The organism is Ralstonia sp. A12, from assembly GCF_000801955.1.
Classification (GTDB): Bacteria; Pseudomonadota; Gammaproteobacteria; order Burkholderiales; family Burkholderiaceae; genus Ralstonia.
The window spans coordinates 902,218-923,784 of the sequence record NZ_JSZO01000001.1 but is presented as its reverse complement, the minus strand read 5'-3'; the positions used below and the strand labels follow the sequence as shown (position 1 = coordinate 923,784).

21 protein-coding genes are annotated in these 21,567 nt (G+C 62.8%); 20 read left to right on the top strand and 1 reads right to left on the bottom strand.

From position 1 onward, the window contains the following. Window positions 1-64: 64 nt before the first annotated feature. From serC to PI87_RS04185, 16 genes are all read left to right on the top strand, one after another. Window positions 65-1,201 (top strand): 3-phosphoserine/phosphohydroxythreonine transaminase, encoded by a 1,137-nt coding sequence (gene serC / locus PI87_RS04260; RefSeq protein WP_039596374.1) that lies wholly within the window; start codon window positions 65-67, stop codon window positions 1,199-1,201. 87 nt (window positions 1,202-1,288) lie between these two features. Next, entirely contained in the window at window positions 1,289-2,404 is a 1,116-nt protein-coding gene (gene pheA / locus PI87_RS04255) for a prephenate dehydratase (RefSeq protein WP_039596373.1), read from the top strand. Window positions 2,405-2,500: 96 nt separating this feature from the next. Next, a complete protein-coding gene (gene hisC / locus PI87_RS04250; RefSeq protein ID WP_039596372.1) occupies window positions 2,501-3,625 on the top strand; it encodes a histidinol-phosphate transaminase in 1,125 nt (374 codons plus the stop codon). A gap of 98 nt (window positions 3,626-3,723) precedes the next feature. Next, the gene (locus tag PI87_RS04245) at window positions 3,724-4,620 is read left to right on the top strand and encodes a prephenate dehydrogenase (RefSeq protein WP_039596485.1); all 897 of its coding nucleotides are present in this window, start codon (window positions 3,724-3,726) and stop codon (window positions 4,618-4,620) included. 25 nt (window positions 4,621-4,645) lie between these two features. Beyond that, the gene (gene aroA, locus PI87_RS04240) at window positions 4,646-5,950 is read left to right on the top strand and encodes a 3-phosphoshikimate 1-carboxyvinyltransferase (protein ID WP_039596371.1); all 1,305 of its coding nucleotides are present in this window, start codon (window positions 4,646-4,648) and stop codon (window positions 5,948-5,950) included. Between the two features lie 27 nt (window positions 5,951-5,977). Continuing rightward, a complete protein-coding gene (gene cmk / locus PI87_RS04235; protein ID WP_039596370.1) occupies window positions 5,978-6,673 on the top strand; it encodes a (d)CMP kinase in 696 nt (231 codons plus the stop codon). 135 nt (window positions 6,674-6,808) lie between these two features. Next, window positions 6,809-8,497 carry a 30S ribosomal protein S1 gene (rpsA, locus tag PI87_RS04230; RefSeq protein WP_039596369.1) on the top strand — a complete coding sequence of 563 codons (1,689 nt, stop codon included), beginning with the start codon at window positions 6,809-6,811 and terminating at the stop codon, window positions 8,495-8,497. A 36-nt stretch (window positions 8,498-8,533) separates the two neighbouring features. Beyond that, the gene (locus PI87_RS04225; RefSeq protein ID WP_039596368.1) at window positions 8,534-8,962 is read left to right on the top strand and encodes an integration host factor subunit beta; all 429 of its coding nucleotides are present in this window, start codon (window positions 8,534-8,536) and stop codon (window positions 8,960-8,962) included. Between the two features lie 190 nt (window positions 8,963-9,152). Next, a complete protein-coding gene (locus tag PI87_RS04220; RefSeq protein WP_039596367.1) occupies window positions 9,153-9,476 on the top strand; it encodes a LapA family protein in 324 nt (107 codons plus the stop codon). 3 nt (window positions 9,477-9,479) lie between these two features. Beyond that, entirely contained in the window at window positions 9,480-10,754 is a 1,275-nt protein-coding gene (gene lapB, locus PI87_RS04215) for a lipopolysaccharide assembly protein LapB (RefSeq protein WP_039596366.1), read from the top strand. Between the two features lie 62 nt (window positions 10,755-10,816). Beyond that, a complete protein-coding gene (locus PI87_RS04210; RefSeq protein WP_039596365.1) occupies window positions 10,817-12,181 on the top strand; it encodes a UDP-glucose dehydrogenase family protein in 1,365 nt (454 codons plus the stop codon). 36 nt (window positions 12,182-12,217) lie between these two features. Beyond that, window positions 12,218-13,156, top strand: a complete 939-nt coding sequence (gene rfaE1 / locus PI87_RS04205; protein ID WP_052321385.1) for a D-glycero-beta-D-manno-heptose-7-phosphate kinase — start codon at window positions 12,218-12,220, stop codon at window positions 13,154-13,156. Between the two features lie 2 nt (window positions 13,157-13,158). Then, window positions 13,159-14,154: an ADP-glyceromanno-heptose 6-epimerase gene (gene rfaD, locus PI87_RS04200; protein WP_039596364.1), complete on the top strand. Its 996-nt coding sequence runs from the start codon at window positions 13,159-13,161 to the stop codon at window positions 14,152-14,154. A 135-nt stretch (window positions 14,155-14,289) separates the two neighbouring features. Further along, the gene (locus PI87_RS04195) at window positions 14,290-14,607 is read left to right on the top strand and encodes a ComEA family DNA-binding protein (RefSeq protein ID WP_039596363.1); all 318 of its coding nucleotides are present in this window, start codon (window positions 14,290-14,292) and stop codon (window positions 14,605-14,607) included. A 113-nt stretch (window positions 14,608-14,720) separates the two neighbouring features. Further along, window positions 14,721-15,623 carry a cysteine synthase CysM gene (gene cysM, locus PI87_RS04190; RefSeq protein ID WP_039596362.1) on the top strand — a complete coding sequence of 301 codons (903 nt, stop codon included), beginning with the start codon at window positions 14,721-14,723 and terminating at the stop codon, window positions 15,621-15,623. A gap of 28 nt (window positions 15,624-15,651) precedes the next feature. Next, a complete protein-coding gene (locus PI87_RS04185) occupies window positions 15,652-16,383 on the top strand; it encodes a hypothetical protein (RefSeq protein ID WP_157003069.1) in 732 nt (243 codons plus the stop codon). A 72-nt stretch (window positions 16,384-16,455) separates the two neighbouring features. Here the strand turns inward: PI87_RS04185 and mltB are convergent, their stop codons facing one another. Next, complete coding sequence (gene mltB / locus PI87_RS04180; protein WP_039596360.1) at window positions 16,456-17,580, bottom strand: lytic murein transglycosylase B; 1,125 nt, start codon at window positions 17,578-17,580, stop codon at window positions 16,456-16,458. Between the two features lie 130 nt (window positions 17,581-17,710). On the opposite strand from mltB, the gene PI87_RS04175 reads away from it, so the two are divergent. The 4 genes from PI87_RS04175 (at window position 17,711) to PI87_RS04160 (ending at window position 21,445) form a co-directional block, all read left to right on the top strand. Then, window positions 17,711-18,634, top strand: coding sequence for a histone deacetylase family protein (locus PI87_RS04175; RefSeq protein WP_039596483.1), 924 nt, complete (start codon window positions 17,711-17,713; stop codon window positions 18,632-18,634). A gap of 167 nt (window positions 18,635-18,801) precedes the next feature. After that, window positions 18,802-19,851: a methionine ABC transporter ATP-binding protein gene (locus PI87_RS04170; protein ID WP_039596359.1), complete on the top strand. Its 1,050-nt coding sequence runs from the start codon at window positions 18,802-18,804 to the stop codon at window positions 19,849-19,851. Next, window positions 19,841-20,494: a methionine ABC transporter permease gene (locus PI87_RS04165; RefSeq protein WP_039596358.1), complete on the top strand. Its 654-nt coding sequence runs from the start codon at window positions 19,841-19,843 to the stop codon at window positions 20,492-20,494. The genes PI87_RS04170 and PI87_RS04165 overlap by 11 nt, the downstream gene beginning before the upstream one ends. A gap of 150 nt (window positions 20,495-20,644) precedes the next feature. Beyond that, window positions 20,645-21,445: a MetQ/NlpA family ABC transporter substrate-binding protein gene (locus PI87_RS04160; protein ID WP_039596357.1), complete on the top strand. Its 801-nt coding sequence runs from the start codon at window positions 20,645-20,647 to the stop codon at window positions 21,443-21,445. Window positions 21,446-21,567: the final 122 nt, after the last annotated feature.

Genomic DNA, 21,567 nt, shown 5'->3' with positions numbered 1-21,567 from the left:
GTTGGTAGATAATGGCTGTTTGGGTTCACGCCCAGACAGCCATTTTTCTTTTGCCCTCCCTCTCATGAGCCAAGCCGATCTCGCCATCCAAGCCAGCCAGGCACGTGTCTATAACTTTTCGGCGGGCCCAGCCGTGCTGCCGGCCGAGGTGCTGCAGCAGGCAGCGGACGAGATGCTCTCCTGGCAGGGCAGCGGCATGAGCGTGATGGAGATGAGCCATCGCGGCCGCGAGTTTGAGAGCATTCTTGCGCACGCTTTTGCGGACTTGCGCGAACTGCTGGCGGTGCCCGAAAACTACGAGATTCTGTTCCTGCAAGGCGGGGCGATTGCCGAGAACGCCATCGTGCCGCTGAACCTGATGCGCCGCCTGTCGGTGGATGCTCCCAAGGCGGATTACGTCGTCACCGGTACGTGGTCGGTCAAGTCGCAACAGGAAGCGCGCAAGTACGGCGAGGTGAACATCGCCGCCACCAGCGAGGCCGAGCGTTTCCACAAGATTCCTGACGTTTCGAGCTGGAAGCTGTCGGACGACGCGGCCTACGTGCACCTGTGCACGAACGAGACCATCGTTGGCGTGGAATACCAGGAGACGCCGGACGTCGGCCAAGCGCATGGGCGCGTGGTCGTGGCCGATGTGTCGAGCCACATTCTCTCGCGACCGATCGACTGGGATGGCTATCAAGTCTTGTACGGCGGCGCGCAGAAGAATATCGGCCCGGCCGGCCTGACCATCGCCATCGTCCGCAAGGACCTGCTGGGCCACGCACACCCGCTGTGCCCGTCGGCGTTCAACTGGCGCCTCGTAGCCGAAAACGGCTCGATGTACAACACGCCGCCCACGTACGCGATTTACATCGCCGGGCTCGTGTTCCAGTGGATCAAGCGCCAGGGCGGCGTCGAAGCGCTGGAGACGCGCAACATCGTCAAATCGAAGATGCTGTACGACTTTATCGACGCCAGTAGCTTCTACCGCAACGAAATCCATTCGACGTGCCGTTCGCGCATGAACGTGCCGTTCTTCCTCAACGATGAAACCCGCAACGATGCCTTCCTTGCGCAGGCACGTGCACGCGGGCTGGTGCAGCTCAAGGGCCACAAGTCCGTGGGCGGTATGCGAGCGAGCATCTACAACGCGATGCCGCTGGAAGGCGTGGAAGCACTGGTCGACTTTATGCGTGACTTTGAGCGGGCGTCCGCCTAAGGCATACGCCAAATCAAGGCAGAACATTGCGCGAAGCGCCTGCTTCGCGCGGCAATTTGCAATCCGTTGCCGAACCCGATTCCTACAATGACCAGTCAGTCAGACGATACGAAGCAAAACAAGGACGCCGCATTGGCGGCGGAGCTTGCGCCGTTGCGCACGCAGATCGATTCGATCGACAACCAAGTGCTCAAGCTGCTTTCCGACCGCGCCAAGGTGGCGCAGGAAGTGGGCGAGGTGAAGAAACGCTACTCGTCGCCGGCGTTCCGGCCGGATCGCGAGTTGCAGGTCATCCGCAAGATGCAGTCGAGCAACGCGGGTCCGCTGCACGACGAGAGCATCGCCGCCATCTGGCGTGAGGTGATGTCGGCGTGCCGCGGCCTGGAGCAGGCACTGCGCATCGGTTACCTTGGCCCGGCGGGCACGTTCTCGGAGCAGGCGGTGATCGCGCACTTCGGTCACGAGATCCAGCCGCTGCCATGCCCGAGCATCGACGAGGTCTTCCGCGCGGCGGAATCCGGCACGGTCGATTGCGGCGTGGTGCCGGTTGAGAATTCGACGGAAGGCGTGGTGTCGCGCACGCTCGATCTGTTCTTGACGACGTCGCTGAAGATTAGCGGCGAGATTGCGCTGCGGGTGCACCACAACCTGCTGCACAAGACGGACGATATGTCCAAGGTGAAGGTGGTGCGTGCGCATGCGCAGGCGCTGGCGCAGTGCCAGCGGTGGCTGAACACGAATTACCCGCACCTGCCGCGCGAGGCTGTGTCTAGCAATGCCGAAGCTGCGCGCATGGCCGGTGAGGACGAAACGGTTGCAGCGCTGGCGAGCGTGCAGGCGGCCAACCGCTATGGCTTGCACGTGGTGCGTGCCAACGTGGAAGACGATCCACACAACCGCACGCGTTTCGTCGTCATCGGCAACTACGAGACGGAGCCGAGCGGGCGCGATCAGACGTCGCTGATCCTGTCGGTGCCGAATGAGGCCGGCGCGGTCTACAAGCTGCTCGCGCCGCTGGCTGAGAACGGCGTGTCGATGTGCCGTTTCGAATCGCGCCCGGCGCGCAGCGGCGCGTGGGAGTACTACTTCTACGTCGATGTGGAAGGCCATCAGCGTGACCCGCAAGTGGCGCGCGCGCTGGAAAAGCTGCGCCACGACGCGGCGTATTTCAAAGTGCTGGGGTCCTATCCCACAGCACACTAGTGGGAACGAGGCAGACCGGCGCTGGTTTGCAGCGCTCCCGAGGGATTCAAAAGCGCGCCTCGCACGGGCGGGGCGCTGATACCAAAGGAGCACCCCATGTCTTTGCAGTTCGGCCCAGAGTATGTCCGCGCCATCGCCCCCTATGTAGCCGGTAAGCCGATTTCCGAAGTGGCACGCGAGTTCGGTCTGGATGCCGCACGCATCGTCAAGCTGGCATCGAACGAGAACCCGCTAGGGATGCCGCAATCGGCCAAGAGCGCCATGGCCGCCGCCATTGACGAATTGGCCCGCTACCCGGATGCCAACGGCTTCAGCCTCAAGGCCGCGCTGCATGACAAGTTTGGTGTGCCGGAAGCGTGGATCACGCTTGGCAACGGCAGCAACGACATCCTCGAACTCGCTGCCCGCGCGCTGGTGGCGCCAGAGCAGGGCGTGATCTACGCGCAGCATTCGTTTGCCGTGTATGCGCTGGCGGCACAGGAAGTCGGCGCACGCGCCATCGAAGTGCCGGCCCGCGACTACGGCCACGATCTTGATGCGATGGCCGCCGCCATCACGCCGGACACGCGCCTGATCTACATCGCCAACCCGAACAACCCGACCGGCACGTTCCTGTCGGCCGATGAGATCGCCGCATTCCTCGCCAAGGTGCCGCCGACGGTTGTCGTTGTGCTGGACGAGGCATACAATGAATTCCTTAAGCCCGAGCAGCAGTACGACTCGACGGCATGGGTGCGTCAGTATCCGAACCTGCTGGTGTCGCGCACGTTCTCCAAGGCGTATGGGCTGGCTGGCCTGCGCGTGGGCTATGGCATCGCGCAGCCGCAATTGACCGATCTGCTCAACCGCATCCGCCAGCCGTTCAACGTGAACAGCCTAGCGCAGGCCGCAGCCGTAGCGGCACTCAACGATGCGGCATTCCTGCGCCAATCGGCCGAACTGAATGCTGCGGGCTACGCGCAGTTGACTGAAGTGTTCGACCGACTCGGCCTGCAGTACGTGCCGTCCTCAGGCAATTTCGTGCTCGTGCGCGTGGGTGACGACAACAGCGCTGGCGCACGCGTGAACGTTGCGTTGCTCAAGCAAGGCGTGATCGTGCGTCCGGTTGCCAACTACGGCCTGCCGCAATGGCTGCGCATCAGCATCGGGCTGCGCGAAGAGAACGCCACCTTTATCGAGGCGCTGGAAGTGGCCCTGGCGCAGGAAAAAGCCGCCGCGTAACTTCTGTCGCAACCGTTGCAGCGCCCTGGATTGGGCATCGGGCGCTGCGCACATCGGGCTACAATGCCGCTTTGCTTTTTTTCTGGCAGGGCGGTGTTGTGGCCTCTTCTTTTTCCAGTTCCCGGTTGGTGATCGTTGGTGTCGGCTTGATCGGCGGTTCGCTGGCATTGGCGTTGCGCCGCGCGGGCGTGGTCGGGCAGATCGTGGGCGTCGGACGTTCGGCAGCGTCGCTTGAAGCGGCGATCCGCCTGGGCGTGATCGACGAAGCGCTGCCGATGGAAGAAGCCGTGCGCGGCGCCGACATGGTCGTGCTGTGCGCGCCCGTGGCGCAGACGCTGCCGTTACTGCTTGCGATGCAACCGCATCTGGGCCCCGACACGATCATCACGGACGCCGGCAGCACGAAATCCGACGTCATCATGGCCGCCAAGACGGCGCTGGGCGATCAGGTCAGCCAGTTCGTGCCGGCGCATCCGATTGCCGGCCGCGAACTGAATGGCGTGGAAGCGGCGCTGGCCGATCTCTACGTCGGTAAGAAAACCGTCATCTGTCCGCTGCAGGAAAACCGCCGTGTCGATATCGAACGCGTGCAGGCCATGTGGGAAGCAGCTGGTGCGTATTGCCACATCATGTCGGCCGTCCAGCACGACGCTGTGTTTGCCGCGGTCAGCCATCTGCCGCACCTGCTGTCATACGCACTGGTCGCGCAGATCATCAATGCAGAAGACGGCGCACTCAAGCTCGACTTTGCCGGCGGCGGCTTCCGCGATTTCACGCGCATCGCTGCATCGTCGCCCGAGATGTGGCGCGACATCTGCTTGTCGAACCGCGAAGCGCTGCTGCGTGAATTGAATACCTACGAAGCCGTGATCGGCCGCCTGAAGACAATGATTGCCGAGCGCGATGGCGCTTCGCTTGAGCGTGTGTTCCGCCGCGCCAGTGAGGCGCGTCTGGCTTGGCCGCAACGCGTGGCCCCGACCACGCAACCCGAATAACGTTTGTTTTGATCTGACTGGATTCATGGAACATCTCGACGTCGGTCCGCTGAAGACAGCGCGCGGCACCATCAAACTGCCGGGCTCGAAGAGCATCTCCAACCGCGTGCTGCTGCTGGCGGCGCTCGCGCAGGGTGAAACCGTTGTGCGCGAACTGCTCGATTCCGACGACACGCGCGTCATGCTGGATGCGCTCGGCAAGCTGGGCGTGTCGGTTGAAGGCCTGGGCGATAACGCCTACCGTGTGACCGGCACCGGCGGCCGCTTCCCGAACAAGTCTGCCGATCTGTTCATGGGTAACGCCGGCACCGCCATCCGCCCGCTGACTGCCGCACTGGCGCTGCAAGGCGGCGAGTACACGCTGCATGGCGTGCCGCGCATGCACGAACGGCCGATTGGCGATCTGGTCGACGGCCTGCGCCAAGTTGGCGCGCACATCGACTACACCGGCAACGAAGGCTATCCACCGCTGGCGATCCACGCCGCGTCGGTCAAGATTGATGCGCCGATCCGCGTGCGTGGCGATGTGTCGAGCCAGTTCCTGACTGCGCTGCTGATGACGCTGCCGCTGGTTGAGTCGGCCGGCGATGTCACGATCGAAGTGGTTGGCGAGTTGATCTCCAAGCCCTACATCGAGATCACGCTGAACCTGATGGCGCGCTTCGGCGTGCAGGTCGAGCGTGATGGTTGGGCGTCATTCACTGTGCCGACCGGCATCACCTACAAAGCCCCGGGCGAGATCTTCGTGGAAGGCGACGCCTCGTCGGCGTCGTACTTCCTGGCAGCCGGCGCACTCGGCGGCGGGCCGGTGCGCGTGGAGGGTGTGGGCATGTCCAGCATCCAGGGTGACGTCCGCTTTGCCGACGCGCTCAACCGCATGGGCGCCAACGTCATGGCCGGCGACAACTGGATCGAAGTGCGCGGCGTTGAGCGCGATGACGGCAAGCTGCACGCGGTCGAGTTGGATTGCAACCACATCCCGGACGCCGCGATGACGCTGGCCGTGGCGGCCCTCTTCGCTGACGGCACCACTACGCTCACCAACATCGCAAGCTGGCGCGTCAAGGAAACCGACCGCCTGTCCGCCATGGCCACCGAACTGCGCAAGCTCGGCGCCGAAGTGGAAGAGGGCACCGACTACATCCGCGTGACGCCCCCGTCGCAATGGACCCCGCCCGCCGGCGGCATCGACACCTACGACGACCACCGCATGGCGATGGCCTTCTCGCTGGCCGCCTTCGGCCCGGTGCCGGTGCGCATCAACGACCCGCGCTGCGTTGCCAAGACGTTCCCGGAATACTTCACGGCGTTCGGCGGTATCACCGCTTGAAACGCAATTAACCACCAGTATTTCATCATGTCCGACACCGCTGCTTCCATGCCGTACCCGGTCATCACCATCGACGGCCCGACTGCGTCTGGCAAGGGCACCGTCGCCCATCAGGTCGCCGACTTGCTTGGATTTCACCTCCTGGATAGCGGTTCGCTGTACCGCTTGGTGGCGCTCACCAGCATGCGCGAGAACGTCGACGATCATGATGTGGATAGCCTCGTGGGCATCGCCAGCACCCTGGATGTGCGCTTCAAGGCTGATCACATCTGGCTTAAGGGCGAAGATGTGAGCGTAGCGCTACGTCACGAGTCGGTCGGTAACCAAGCCTCGGCGATTGCCGTGCACGGGGCCGTGCGTGAGGCGCTGCATGCGCGTCAGCGCGCGTTCCTGGAGGCGCCTGGCCTCGTGGCAGATGGCCGCGATATGGGGACAGTGGTTTTCCCCGAAGCCGTGCTCAAGGTGTTCCTCACGGCAAGCGTGCAGGCGCGCGCTGAGCGGCGCTATAAACAATTGATTGCAAAGGGTTTTTCTGCTACAGTGGAAAGTCTTTCGCAGGACTTGGAAGCGCGTGATTTGCGGGATCGCACCCGCAGCGTCGCGCCGCTGCGTCCGGCGCAAGATGCGCGGCAGTTGGATTCGTCCGATATGACGGTCGATGAAGTGGTCGCGCAGGTACTGGACTGGTACCGGCAGGTGCAGGGCGCCAACAAGGCGAACTGAATCGGCTGAACTGGTCTGATCGGTGCTGGCGGCATGTTGCCGTCGGCGGTTGTTCAACTCATAACCCCGCATACCTGTCTTCGCCCATCCTGAGCGAAAGCCATGCGAGGCATGTTCTGCGGATGCCTATTTTTTATGTCCCAAATTAACGAATCTTTTGCCGCCCTGTTCGAAGAGTCGATCGCCAAGTCCAATATGAAGGCTGGCGAAGTGATCTCTGCGGAAGTTGTGCGTATCGACCACAACTTCGTCGTTGTGAACGCGGGCCTGAAGTCTGAAGCATTTGTTCCGGTCGAAGAATTCCTGAACGACCAGGGCGAGCTGGAAGTGCAAGTCGGCGACTACGTTTCGGTCGCGATCGACGCACTGGAAAACGGCTACGGCGACACCATCCTGTCGCGCGACAAGGCCAAGCGCCTGGCTTCGTGGCTGAACCTTGAGAAGGCACTGGAATCCGGCGAGATCATCTCCGGTACCGTGACTGGCAAGGTGAAGGGCGGCCTGACCGTTATGGTCAACGGTATTCGTGCATTCCTCCCGGGTTCGCTCGTCGACGTGCGTCCGATCAAGGACACCACGCCGTACGAAGGCAAGACCCTCGAATTCAAGGTCATCAAGCTGGACCGCAAGCGCAACAACGTTGTGCTGTCGCGCCGTGCCGTGGTTGAAGCCACGCTGGGCGAAGAGCGTCAGAAGCTGATGGAAACGCTCAAGGAAGGCGCGATCGTCAACGGTATCGTCAAGAACATCACCGACTACGGCGCGTTCGTGGATCTGGGTGGTATCGACGGTCTGCTGCACATCACCGACCTAGCATGGCGTCGTGTGCGTCACCCGAGCGAAGTGCTGTCGGTTGGCCAAGAAATCACCGCCAAGATCCTCAAGTTCGACCAAGAGAAGAACCGCGTCTCGCTGGGCGTGAAGCAACTGGGCGAAGATCCGTGGGTCGGCATTTCGCGCCGCTACCCGCAAGGCACCCGCCTGTTCGGCAAGGTGACCAACCTGACCGACTACGGCGCGTTCGTTGAGATCGAAGCCGGTATCGAAGGCCTGGTGCACGTGTCGGAAATGGACTGGACCAACAAGAACGTTGCTCCGTCCAAGGTTGTCCAGCTGGGCGACGAAGTGGAAGTCATGGTCCTGGATATCGACGAAGACAAGCGTCGTATCAGCCTGGGCATGAAGCAGTGCAAGGCCAACCCGTGGGACGATTTCGGTCGCAACCACAAGAAGGGCGACAAGCTGTCGGGCCAGATCAAGTCGATCACCGACTTCGGCGTGTTCATCGGTCTGCCGGGCGGCATCGACGGCCTGGTGCACCTGTCGGACCTGTCGTGGCAAGAAACCGGCGAAGAAGCCGTTCGCAAGTACAAGAAGGGCGACGAGGTGGAAGCCGTTGTGCTGGCCATCGACATCGACAAGGAACGCATCTCGCTGGGTATCAAGCAACTGTCGGGCGACCCGTTCAACAACTTCGTGTCGACCAACGACAAGGGTTCGATCGTGCAAGTCACGATCAAGACCGTTGATCCGAAGGGCGCCGTGGTGCAACTGGCTGACGACGTGGAAGGCTACCTGCGTGCCTCGGAAATCTCGAGCGACCGCGTGGAAGATGCCCGCAACGTGCTGAAGGAAGGCGAAACGATGACCGCGATGATCGTCAACATCGATCGCAAGTCGCGCAACATCAACGTTTCGATCAAGGCCAAGGACAGCGCCGACCAACAAGAAGCGATGCAGAAGTTCTCGGCTGATACCGGCGCTGCTGGTACGACGAACCTCGGCGCGCTGCTGAAGGCGAAGCTGAACGAAACCAACCAGTAAGCATCCACCGGGTCGACCTACAAGGACGCGCGCACGATGCCCATGACCAAGTCCGAACTCGTGGAGAAGCTGGCCGCCCGCTTTCCGCAGCTGTTGCTGCGGGATGCGGACATCGCGGTCAAGACGATCCTGGATGCGATGTCCGACGCCCTGGCGGACGGCCACCGTATCGAGATCCGCGGATTCGGCAGCTTTGGTCTGAATCGCCGTCCGCCGCGCGTTGGTCGCAACCCCAAGTCTGGAGAGAAGGTGCTGGTCCCCGAGAAGCGGGTGCCGCACTTCAAGGCGGGCAAGGAGTTGCGCGAGCGGGTCGACCGCAGCCTGGAGCGACAGGGCGAACCTTCTTCGGAGGGCGAGCCAGCTGTGTCGCTGATGGCTGTCAAGGTGGCGCGACAGGCTGAGAGCAACCGCCAGGCTGCCGGTTTCCCGGCGGAGGCAGCGGTGCCGCTGGCCATGTCACGCTAAGCCTTGGTTGCAGATGGCAGTTTCAGAAGCGCCCCGGTTTTACCGGGGCGTTTTCTATTGTGGCGATGGCTTTTCGCGCGGTCCCGCTTGGTCCCTACCGTGGTTGGCCGTCATGTGAATCCGCTACAATGCGGCACAACCCGGCAATCGTGTGCCGCATTGCTGCACCGCCGTTCGTTTCCGAATCCGCATGAAATTTCTCGTCTGGGTCATCCGCATCCTGTTGTTCGTGCTGCTCTTTGCACTGGCATTGCACAACACGGCGGAAGTCTCGCTGGTGCTGCCGTTTGGCGTGGCGTGGCATGCGCCACTGATTCTGATCGCGCTGGCATTCTTCGTGGCCGGGATTCTGCTCGCCATGCTGGCGATGACGCCGCGTGTGGTGCGGCACCGCTTTACCGCAAGCCGCCTGCGTCGCCAGATCGGCCGTATGAAGAAGGCGGAAGAAGTGGTCGAGCCGCCTGCGCCCGTCGTTGCCGACTCCCCTTATCGCGTTCCCGGCCCCAAGGTCTGACGTATGGACTTCGATCTCTGGTGGCTGTTGGCCATCCCGTTGGTGTTTGGCTTGGGTTGGGTCGCTGCGCGGCTCGATGCCCGCCAGTTGCGCACCGAACAGTCGTCGCTGCCGCGCTCCTATTTCAAGGGGCTGAACTTCCTGCTCAATGAGCAGCCGGACAAGGCCATCGACGCCTTTATCGAGGTTGCCCGCCTCGACCCGGAGACCACCGAGCTGCACTTTGCGCTCGGCAGCCTGTTCCGCCGCCGCGGAGAAACCGAGCGCGCCATTCGCGTGCACCAGAATCTCGTCAATCGACCCGATCTGCCGGCCAACGAGCGCGATCACGCGATGTATGAACTCGGCCAGGACTTTCTGCGCGCGGGCCTGTTGGATCGCGCAGAAGAATCGCTGCGCCGGCTCATGGAAGGCACGTTTGCCGAGCCCGCCAAGCACGTGCTGCTGGAGCTGTACGAAGTCGAAAAGGAATGGCGCAAGGCCATCGATGCCGCGCGCGAGTTGCAGACGCTACAAGGCAAGGATTACTCAGTCCAGATCGCACAGTTCTGTTGCGAACTCGCCCAGGAATCGCTGCAACGCAAGGACGTTCCGACCGCCGTTGAGTGGCTGGAGCGCGCGCTGCAGGAGAACCCGAAGAACGTGCGCGCCACCATCCAGTTGGGCGACGTGGCCCAGGGTCAGGGTGATACCGAAGGCGCGATCAAGCGTTGGCGCAGCATCGAACAGCAGAACCCGGCATTTCTGCCGCTGGTGGCCGAACGCTTGATGAAGCTGTACACCCAGCTTGGCCGCGCGGCAGAAGGACTGGCGTGGCTGCGCTCCAAGATGGATGCGCGCTTGGGGCCGGAACTGCTCGACACGGTCTACAAGTATGAATTGGACGTGCACGGTATCGACGATGCCGTGGCGTTGATGCGCGATCAGATCCGTCGCCAGCCGTCGCTGATGGCGCTTACGCGTCTGGTGGAAGCAGAAGCGACGCGTGCTTCTGAAGCGGTTGGTCATGAAGCTGCCACAACAGCTGATGTTGCCGAGAGCGCGCTGGCCGATCCGGTGGAAGCTGGCAGCAATGCAGACATCCAGCGCGCACAGGATCTGGGCGCCATCCGCGATCTTCTGCAAAGCCGCACACGCAATCTGGCGCGCTATACGTGCCAGGAGTGCGGTTTCCGCGCGCGTCTGTTCTATTGGCAGTGCCCGGGCTGCAACCGTTGGGAAACCTACTCTCCACGCCGCACCGAGACGCTCGGTGGCAGCGGTGGGGCCAGCATGTAATTCAGTCCGGCGCGGTTGATCTTCCACCGCGCTGGCGCTTTTCTAATCTTTGAAGTGTTCGTATGAAAATCACCATCATCGGTAGCGGTTATGTCGGTCTGGTCACCGGCGCGTGTCTGGCGGAGCTGGGCAACGACGTGTTCTGCCTCGACGTCGATCAGAAGAAGATCGACCTGCTCAACGCTGGCGGCGTGCCCATCTACGAACCGGGCCTGAAAGAGTTGATCGAGCGCAACCGCGCTGCCGGCCGCATCCAGTTTTCGACCGACGTGGCGGCCAGCGTGGCGCATGGCGACGTGCAGTTCATTGCCGTCGGCACGCCGCCCGATGAAGACGGCTCGGCTGACCTGAAGTACGTGCTGGCAGCTGCGCGCAACATCGCGCAGCACATGAACGGCTTTAAGGTGATCGTCGACAAGTCGACCGTGCCCGTCGGTACTGGCGACAAGGTGCGTGGTGCCGTGGCTGATGTGCTGGCCACGCGCGGCAAGTCCGAGATCGGCTTCTCGGTGGTGTCGAACCCCGAGTTCCTGAAGGAAGGCGCCGCCGTGGACGACTTCATGCGCCCGGACCGCATCGTGCTCGGCACCTATGCCGACAACGACGGCCAGCGTGCCAAGGCGATCATGCGCACGCTCTACGCGCCGTTCAACCGTAACCACGAACGCACCTTCTACATGGACGTGCGCTCGGCTGAATTCACCAAGTACGCCGCCAACTCGATGCTGGCCACGCGCATCTCGTTCATGAACGAGATGGCCAACCTGGCCGACAAGGTGGGCGCCGATATCGAGCTCGTGCGCCTGGGCATCGGCTCCGACCCGCGCATCGGCTACAGCTTCCTCTACGCCGGCACCGGCTACGGCGGTTCGTGCTTCCCGAAGGACGTGCAGGCGCTGGTGCGCACTGCGCAGGAGTATGGCCAGACGCTGCATGTGCTGGAGGCCGTCGAGGCTGTCAACGACAAGCAGAAGGAAGTGCTCGTCAGCAAGATTGAAGACCGCATGGGTGCAGACCTGACCGGTCGCACGTTCGCCATCTGGGGGCTGGCCTTCAAGCCGAATACCGATGACATGCGCGAAGCGCCGAGCCGCATCCTGATCGCCTCGCTGCTGTCGCGTGGCGCACGTGTGCAGGTGTATGACCCGGTCGCCATGGAAGAGGCACGCCATGCGCTGGCGCTCGATCTTTCTGCCGAACAGCTGGAACGCGTGACGTTCTGCGCCGGTCAGATGGACGCGCTCAAGAACGCCGATGCGCTGGTCATCGTGACCGAGTGGAAGGCGTTCCGCAGCCCGGACTTCAACGCGGTGAAGGCCCTGTTGAAGACGCCGATGGTGTTCGACGGCCGCAACCTGTTCGAGCCGCAAGCCATGCGCGATGCGGGCTTTGAATACCAGGCCATCGGGCGCTCCACCCAATCGTAATTACGTTGCCGTGACCCTCGGCCGCCGCCGCCGCCCATGACCAAAAACGCTCTCGCTTCTGAACAGATCCAGGCTGCCCGCATCCTCGTGGTGGGCGACATGATGCTCGACCGCTACTGGTTTGGCGACGTTGAACGGATTTCGCCCGAAGCACCCGTGCCTGTTGTGCAGATCAAGCGCTCGGATGAGCGCTTGGGCGGTGCCGCCAACGTGGCGCGCAACGCCGCAGCACTTGGCGCGCAGGTGGGCATGCTGGGTGTGATCGGCGACGACGAACCTGGGCGCAGTATCGAAAAGCTGCTCGGCGAGAGCCAGGTCGCCGGCCACTTGCATCGCGATCCCGCCGTCAACACGACGATCAAGCTGCGCGTGCTGGCGCGTCAGCAGCAGTTGATCCGCGTTGATTTCGAGAACCCGCCCACGCACGAAGTGCTGATGTCGGTGCTCGATCGCTTCAGCAGCCTCGTGCCGCAGCACGACGTGGTGGTCTTGTCCGACTACGGCAAGGGTGGCTTGACGCACGTGGGCAAGATGATCGAGGCATCGCGTCAGGCTGGTCGCCGCGTGCTCGTCGACCCGAAGGGTGATGACTACTCGCGCTACAAGGGCGCGACCATGATCACGCCCAACCGCGCCGAGATGCGCCAGGTAGTCGGCACGTGGAAGTCCGAGCAGGATCTCACCATCCGAGCACAGAACCTGCGTCGCGAACTGCAACTCGAAGCGTTGCTGCTCACGCGCTCGGAAGAGGGCATGACGCTCTACACCGAGCACGAAGTGCTGCACGTGTCCGCCCAGGCACGTGAGGTGTACGACGTATCGGGCGCGGGCGACACCGTGATCGCCACACTGGCCACGATGCTGGGCGCCGGCGCCAGCCTCAAGGAAGCCGTGCAATACGCCAACCGCGCCGGCAGCATCGTCGTCGGCAAGCTGGGCACGGCCGTTGTGACTTACGCAGAACTCTTCAACTGATCATGACCATCATCGTCACCGGCGCGGCCGGCTTCATCGGCGCCAACATCGTCAAGGGCCTGAACGCACGCGGCGAGACCGACATCATCGCCGTCGACAACCTCACGCGCGCCGACAAGTTCAAGAACATCGTCGACTGCCAGATCAGCGACTACCTCGACAAGACCGAATTCGTGGAGCGCTTTGCGCGCGGCGATTTCGGCAAGGTTCGCGCGATCTTCCACGAGGGTGCCTGCTCCGACACCATGGAGACCGACGGCCGCTACATGATGGACAACAACTACCGCTACACGCTGGCGGTGATGCGCGCGTGCCTGGACCAGGGCGTGCAGTTCCTCTATGCCTCGTCAGCGGCCACGTACGGCGCGTCGGAAACCTTCCGCGAAGAGCCTGAGTTCGAGCGTCCGCTCAACGTGTATGGCTACTCCAAGCTGCTGTTCGATCAGGTGGTGCGCCGTGTCATGCCGACGGCGCTGTCGCAGATCGTCGGCTTCCGCTACTTCAACGTCTACGGCCCGCGCGAGCAGCACAAAGGCCGCATGGCCTCGGTGGCGTTCCACAATTTCAACCAGTTCCGGGCGGAAGGCACCGTCAAGCTGTTCGGCGAATACAACGGCTACCCGCAGGGCGGGCAGATGCGCGATTTCGTGTCGGTGGAAGACGTGGTGAAGGTCAACCTGTTCTTCTTCGACCACCCGGACAAGTCGGGCATCTTCAACCTCGGCACCGGCCGCGCCCAACCGTTCAACGACATCGCCACGACGGTGGTGAACACGCTGCGCGGGGCAGAAGGCAAACCGGTGCTGACCACTGAAGAGTTGGCGCAGGAAGGCCTGATCGAATACGTGAAGTTTCCGGATGCGCTGCGCGGCAAGTACCAGTGCTTCACGCAGGCAGATCAGTCGCGCCTGCGTGCCGCGGGGTACACGGCGCCGTTCCTGACGGTGCAGGAAGGCGTGGAGCGCTACTGCCAGTGGCTGCTGAAGCAGCCGGCCTGACCACCAGCAATCAGACAGCACGTGACTTTTTGTCAGTGCGCCGCAGCATCCCAGTGATGCTCCTTAAGATGCGTTGAAACCGCCACCCGATGTGGCGGTTTTTTCATCTCTGAACCCAAGAATCAGGAGGAGCATATGTTGAAGAAATTGTTGGCTGCTGCGTTGATGTCGCTGTCCATGCTGTCGGCTGCCTGGGCGTCGGTAGACGTGAATACGGCCGATCACGCTGGGCTGGAAACGCTGTCCGGTATCGGCCCGAAGCGCTCCAAGGCCATCATTGAAGAGCGCACCAAGAACGGCCCGTACAAGGACGCTGCCGACTTCAAGTCTCGCGTATCCGGCATCGGCGATAAGACGCTCGTCAAGCTTGAGAACGAAGGGCTGACGTTCGGCGCACCGGCCCCCGCACCGGCCGCTGCCAAGAAGGATGGCAAGGACACCAAGAAGAAGTAAGCGCCCCGATTGCGCTACCGACAACGCCCCGCCCCGAGTGGGGCGTTTTGCCATGCGCGGGGCAGGGTTGTGGGTCTGCATTACAATCATCCGATTCCCGTTTCCCACGCATCATGGCTTATCTCACCATTGAAGACACCATCGGCAACACGCCCTTGGTTCAGCTCCAGCGTATTCCTGGCGAAGGCAATGCGCGACGCGGCAACGTCATCCTCGGCAAGCTCGAAGGCAACAATCCGGCGGGCTCGGTCAAGGATCGCCCCGCGCTGTCGATGATCAAGCACGCCGAGGCGCGCGGCCGTATCAAGCCTGGCGACACGCTCATCGAGTCCACCTCCGGCAACACCGGCATTGCGCTGGCGATGGCGGCGGCCATTCGGGGCTACAAGATGGTGCTGATCATGCCGGAAGACCTGTCGGTGGAGCGCCGCCAGAGCATGGCCGCCTACGGCGCAGAGATCATCCTCACCCCCGTCAAGGGCGGTATGGAATATGCGCGTGATCTGGCCGACGCGATGGAAAAGGAAGGCAAGGGCGTCATCCTTGACCAGTTCGCCAACCCGGACAACCCGCGCGCGCACTACGAGACCACCGGCCCTGAGCTGTGGCGTGACACGGAAGGCCGCATCACCCATTTTGTTTCGGCGATGGGCACGACGGGCACCATCACCGGTGTTTCGCGCTTCCTGAAAGAGCAGAATCCGGCCATCCAGATCATTGGTGCGCAACCGGAAGAAGGCTCGCGCATTCCGGGCATCCGCAAATGGCCGGAAGCCTACATGCCAAAGATCTACGACCCGAAGTACATCGACCGCACCGAGCCCGTGAGCCAATCCGACGCCGAGCACATGGCGCGTCGCATGGCGCGCGAAGAGGGCATCTTCTGCGGCATCTCGGCAGCCGGCGCGCTGTGCGTGGCGTTGCGGATTTCCGAAGAAGTCGAGAACGCGACGATTGTGTTCGTGGTGTGCGATCGGGGAGATCGCTACCTGTCGACCGGCGTGTTCCCGGCTTGATCGGGAGCGTGCCGCGATGACGATGCGAATGACACGTATGCAGGCTTGGGCTGCGCCCGTCGTGCTGGCGTTGGCCGGATGGCTCAGCTCCGCACTAGCTGCTGACGCTGAGCCGGACGCCGCGGTGCGGGCTGTGGCGGACCAGTACTACCTTGATGCGGGGCGCGACGTCGGCTCGATGCTGAAGCTTCACGACGACGGCGGGTTCGAATGGCGCTGGGTCTCCAATGCAGACAAGCACGCCGAGGGCAGTTGGAAGTTCGACGGCGAGACCATCGTGCTGCAGGCCTACACGCCCGGTAAGCCGACGTTCTCCCTGTTCCGCGACGAAGAGCTTGCCCGCACGAAGCCTGCAGAAGCGGGCACCTGGCTGGCGATCGTGGGGCTGCCCGGCAAAGGACCAATGGCGGACGTGGAGGTCCAGTTCGAGGCGCGTTCGGGTAAGACCGTCACCCAGGTCACCCTGCCCAACGGCGACGCTCAGGTCGATATGCCAGCCACGGAGGTGTGGGCACGCGCGGGCTTGCGCCGCAAGGGCACCAGCGACGCCTGGCAATGGTTCGATATTCCGCCGCAGCGCGCCGAGGCTCGGCTGGCAGGGTTTTCGGTCGACAATGTCGAGCAACTGGGGCGCGCGCCGTTTGGGGAGATGCGACTGGTGCGCCAGGGGCGGAACCTGGCTGTGATACGTATCGACGACAAGGTTCTCGACCCAGCGTCGAGCGACACGCGCATGGTGTACCTCCCTCGCTGGAAATAATCGGTACGGGTGGCTCAGCCAATAAAAAAGCGCAGCTAAGGCTGCGCTTTTTCTTTGTGCGAACGCTGGCAATCAGCCACGCATTGCCTGCCGCACGGCCTGACCAAGCTCGTACACAGCCGCCGCATAGAAGAAGCTGCGGTTGTAGCGTGTGAGCACGTAGAAGTTGCGCAGGCCAACGCGGTACTCGGTCGACTGGCCGGGTGTGGGCAGGTCGACCACCAGTACCTCGGTCTCCTGCTCGCGCGCGCTATCCACGCCGGGCGCCAGCGCCAGGCCGGCGCGCGTGAGCTTGGACAGCGTCATGCGCGGATACGGCTGACCGTCTGCGGCGGCGGCGGCAATGCCCTGGCTGTCGGTGTCGCCGGCGATGTTCCACATCACCGGGCGGTTGGCTTCCCAGCCGTGCATCTGCAGGAAGTGCGCGACGCTGCCGATGGCGTCCACCGCGCTGTTGCGCAGGTCGATGTGGCCATCATGGTCATAGTCGACGGCGTATTCACGGATGCTGGTCGGCATGAACTGCGGAATGCCCACCGCACCGGCATACGAACCCAGCACCGAGAACGCATCCGTGCCGGTGTCGCGGCACCAGATCAGGTAATCCTTGAGCTGGTTGCGGAACATCGTGCTGCGGTCTGCACGGTTGGGCGTGTCGGGGTAATCAAAGGCCAGTGTGGACAGCGCATCCATCACGCGGAAGTTGCCCATGTCGCGACCGTAGATGGTTTCTACGCCCAGGATGCCGACGATCACGTCAGCTGGCACGCCGAACTCGCTTTCGGCGCGGCGCAGCGTGTCGCCGTATTGCTGCCAGAACTGCACGCCGGCGTTGATGCGGATGGGCTCGATGAAGCGGCCGCGATAGGCCGTCCAGCTTCGGCGCGCGGGCGTGGCGGGCGGCATGATAAGCCGTGCCACCGTGGCAGAGTAGGCCGTGCCGGCAAACAGCGCGTCGAGCGAGGCGCGGTCGAAGTTGTACTGGCCGACCAGCTCGTTGACGAAGGCCTGCGTTTGCGGGTTGTTGCGGTAGCGGTCCGGGTCGATCTCTTCTTCATGCACCTGCACGCGGCGCTTGGGCGACTTGGTTGCCTTCTTGGCAGCCAGCGAGAGTGCGGGGAGGGACAGCGCGGAGAGCGCGGCACCCGCTACCAGGGCGCGCAATACGGGACGACGGGAAGAAGGCGATTGGCTCATGAGCAGGCTTCAAACAGGATCGGGGCATTGTAGCGGATGGACTTGCCGGATCGGATTGCCGTGCGACTGCGCGTCGCCGTGCTAACGTAGCGGCTGGAGACACATGCATCAACCGGCACACAAAACGAACATGGCGACCGGCCTCTACACGCATCCTGAATTCCTCAAGCACGAGATGGGGTATCACCATCCCGAGTGCCCGGACCGTCTGCGCGCGATCGAAGATCAACTGATCGCCAGCCGCATCGAAGATCTGCTCGTCCCCTGCGAGGCACCGCCCGCCACCGAGGCGCAGCTGTGCCGCGTGCACCGCCCCGAGTATCTGCGCGAGCTGGTGGCTAGCGTGCCGATTGCCGGCTACGCGCCGATCGACCCCGACACCTCGATGAACCCGCACACCTATATGGCCGCTGTGCTGGCTGCGGGTGCGGCGGTGGACGCGACCGACAAGGTGATCGCCGGCGAGCTTGAGAACGCCTTCTGCAGCGTGCGACCGCCTGGTCACCACGCCGAGCCCGGCCGCGCGATGGGCTTCTGTTTCTTCAACAACGTGGCCGTGGCCGCGCGTCATGCGCTGGAGCACCACGGCCTGCAGCGCGTCGCCATCGTCGATTTTGACGTGCACCACGGTAATGGCACAGAAGCAGCCTTCCGTGACGAGCCGCGCGTGCTGATGTGCAGCATCTTCCAGCACCCGTTCTATCCATATTCCGGCACCGAGATGGTGGCGGCCAACATGGTCAACATCCCGTTGCCGGCGTACACCAACGGTCTGACCGTGCGCGAGGTGGTGGAGACCATCTGGCTGCCGCGCCTGGACGCGTTTCAACCCGAGATGCTGTTCATCTCCGCCGGTTTCGATGCGCACCGCGAAGACGATCTTGGCCAGATGGGCCTGGTCGAAGCTGACTACGCCTGGATCACGCAGCAACTCATGCAGGTGGCGCGCAAGCATGCTAAGGGCCGCATCGTCAGTTGCCTGGAGGGCGGCTACAACCTCAGCGCGCTCGGCCGCAGTGTGGTGGCGCACGTCAAGGCGCTTGCCGAGCTTTAGGCGGGGGGTGGTGACGAATCGTCGATGACATTCGAAAAAGTAATAAATACATCGTTAAAGAATCGTTCCTCGCATGTAGCGGCTGCCTTACACTAGCGCCTCATTCAAAACAAAAAAGAGACGGCAACGGCCTGGAACCAGGGCGGTTGCCGTTTTTGTATGTACGCATGATCGAACTCAAGGGGATATCGCAGCACTTTCGGGGGGCGGGCGGCAACGACGTCCACGCGCTGCGCGACGTCGACCTCGCCATCGACCGCGGCGAAGTCTTCGGCATCATCGGCCGCAGCGGCGCGGGCAAGAGCACGCTGGTGCGTGTCATCAATCTGCTGAACCGGCCGACCTCCGGCACCGTCACCGTGGCGGGCCAGAATCTCACCGCATTGAATGCCGATGGACTGCGCCAGGCGCGCCGCAAGATCGGCATGATCTTCCAGCATTTCAACCTGCTGTCGTCGCGCACGGTGTATGACAACGTGGCGCTGCCGTTGGAACTGGCGGGCACGTCGCGCGCACGTATTCGTGAGATCGTCTTGCCGCTGCTGGAGCTGGTCGGCTTGGCCTCGTTCAAGGACCGCTATCCGGCGCAGCTCTCAGGTGGCCAGAAGCAACGCGTCGGTATTGCTCGTGCGCTGGCCAGTCAGCCCGAGGTGCTGTTGTGCGATGAAGCCACCTCCGCGCTGGACCCCGAGACCACGCGTTCGATCCTCGACCTGCTGCGCAAGATCAACCGCGAGCTGGGTCTGACCATCGTGCTGATCACGCACCAGATGGAGGTGATCAAGCAGGTGTGCGACCGCGTGGCGGTGCTCGACGCCGGCCGCGTGGTGGAAATCGGCCGCGTGATCGACGTATTCCTGAAACCGCAGAATGACGTGACGCGCGCGCTCATCGGCGAGGTCATTTCGCAAGAGCTGCCGCCTTCCGTGCTGGCACGCGTGGAAAGCCGCCTGGTTGCCCGCGAGCACGGCGGACGTGACCACCTGTTCCGACTCGCCTTTACCGGTGAGGGCGTGGACCAACCTGTGCTGGCGCAAGCCGTCCGTACTTACGGGTTCGACTTCAACATCCTGCACGGCCATATCGACGAGATCCAGGGCCAAGCCTTTGGCTCGCTGGCAATTTTGGCTACGGGCGAAACCGCCGATATCAACAACGCAATGCACTTCCTGCGCGAGCAAGGCGTGGTGGTCGAGGAGATCAACCATGTGGTCTGACATGACCGATCTGTTCCTGCCGGCGTTCTGGGAAACGCTCGCCATGGTGGGCGTGTCCGGCGGCATTGGCGCGCTGTTCGGCGTGCCGCTGGGCGTGCTGCTGTATTTGACGACGACGGGCGGTGTGCTGTCTGCACCGGTGTTCAACCGCGTTGCGGGCCTCGTCGTCAACGCCGTGCGCTCGGTGCCGTTCATCATCCTGTTGGTGGCGGTGATTCCGTTCACGCGCCTGCTGGCCGGTTCGTCCATCGGTACCGCTGCGGCCATCGTGCCGCTCACGATTGCAGCGATTCCGTTTGTCGCACGCCTGGTGGAAACCGCACTGCGCGAAGTGGACCGCGGCCTGATCGAAGCCGCCCAATCGATGGGCGCGACCACTGGCCAGCTCGTCTACAAGGTACTGCTGCCCGAAGCCATGCCCGGCATCCTCGCCGGCCTGACGATCACCTTCGTCAGCCTGGTCGGTTACTCGGCCATGGCCGGTACCATCGGCGGCGGCGGCCTGGGCGATCTGGGCATCCGCTACGGGTATCAGCGCTATGAATCGGACATCATGCTGGCGGTCGTCGTCATCCTGATCGTCTTTGTGCAGGCGGTGCAATCGACGGGCGACTGGCTAGTGCGCCGTCTCAGCCATCGTTAAGGAGACGCCGCAGAACTACTGCGCGTCCCGATCTTGGCACTGCGATGCTCACCGTATTTGCGTACGGTTGCGCTTCTCGCGCCAACCTCGGGCCGCTCGCTACGTTCTACGACGCCTCCTTCATCTATTTACACATCACGAGGAAACGCAATGAATCGTCGTCAACTGCTGCAATGGTCCGCGAGCCTGGGTGCCGCGCTGGCACTGGTCGCGGGTAGCGCAATGGCGCAGAGCAAGCCGATCAAGATCGGCGTGACCGCCGGCCCGCACGCCGAGATCATGGAGGAAGTGAAGAAGGTCGCCGAGAAGGACGGCCTGAAGCTTCAGATCGTCGAGTTCAACGATTACATCCAGCCGAACGCCGCCCTGGCCGCCGGTGATCTGGATGCCAACAGCTACCAGCACCAGCCGTACCTGGACGACCAGGTTGCCACGCGTGGCTACAAGTTCGTGAGCGTCGGCCAGACCATCACCTTCCCGATGGGCATCTACTCGAAGAAGATCAAGTCGCTGAAGGAGTTGAAGGACGGCGCGCGCTTCGGTCTGCCGAACGATCCGACCAACGGTGGCCGTGCGCTCCTGCTGCTGCAGGCGCAAGGTGTGATCAAGCTCAAGCCGAACGCTGGTTTCAAGGCGTCGCCGCGCGACGTGGCTGAGAACCCGAAGAAGCTGAAGTTCATCGAGCTGGACGCCGCCCAACTGCCGCGCTCGCTGGATGATCTGGACGCCGCTGCCGTCAACGGCAACTACGCTGAGAAGGCTGGCCTGGACCCGACCAAAGACGGCATCGCCATTGAAGCCGCCAAGGGCCCGTATGCCAACGTGATCGCCATTCGTGCCGTCGACAAGGATCAACCCTGGGTCGCCAAGCTCGTGAAGGCGTATCATTCGGACGCAGTGAAATCCTTCGTCAAGACGAAGTACAAAGACGCTGTGATCGTGGCGTGGTAAGCACGTTTACACACAGTTAGAGGGTTTTCCCCAACGAATTGCCGGACGTTTGACTGGTGTCCGGCAATTTTTCACGGTTAAAATAGCACGACCGTTCGGAAATTTAACGCGAGCGACCGACC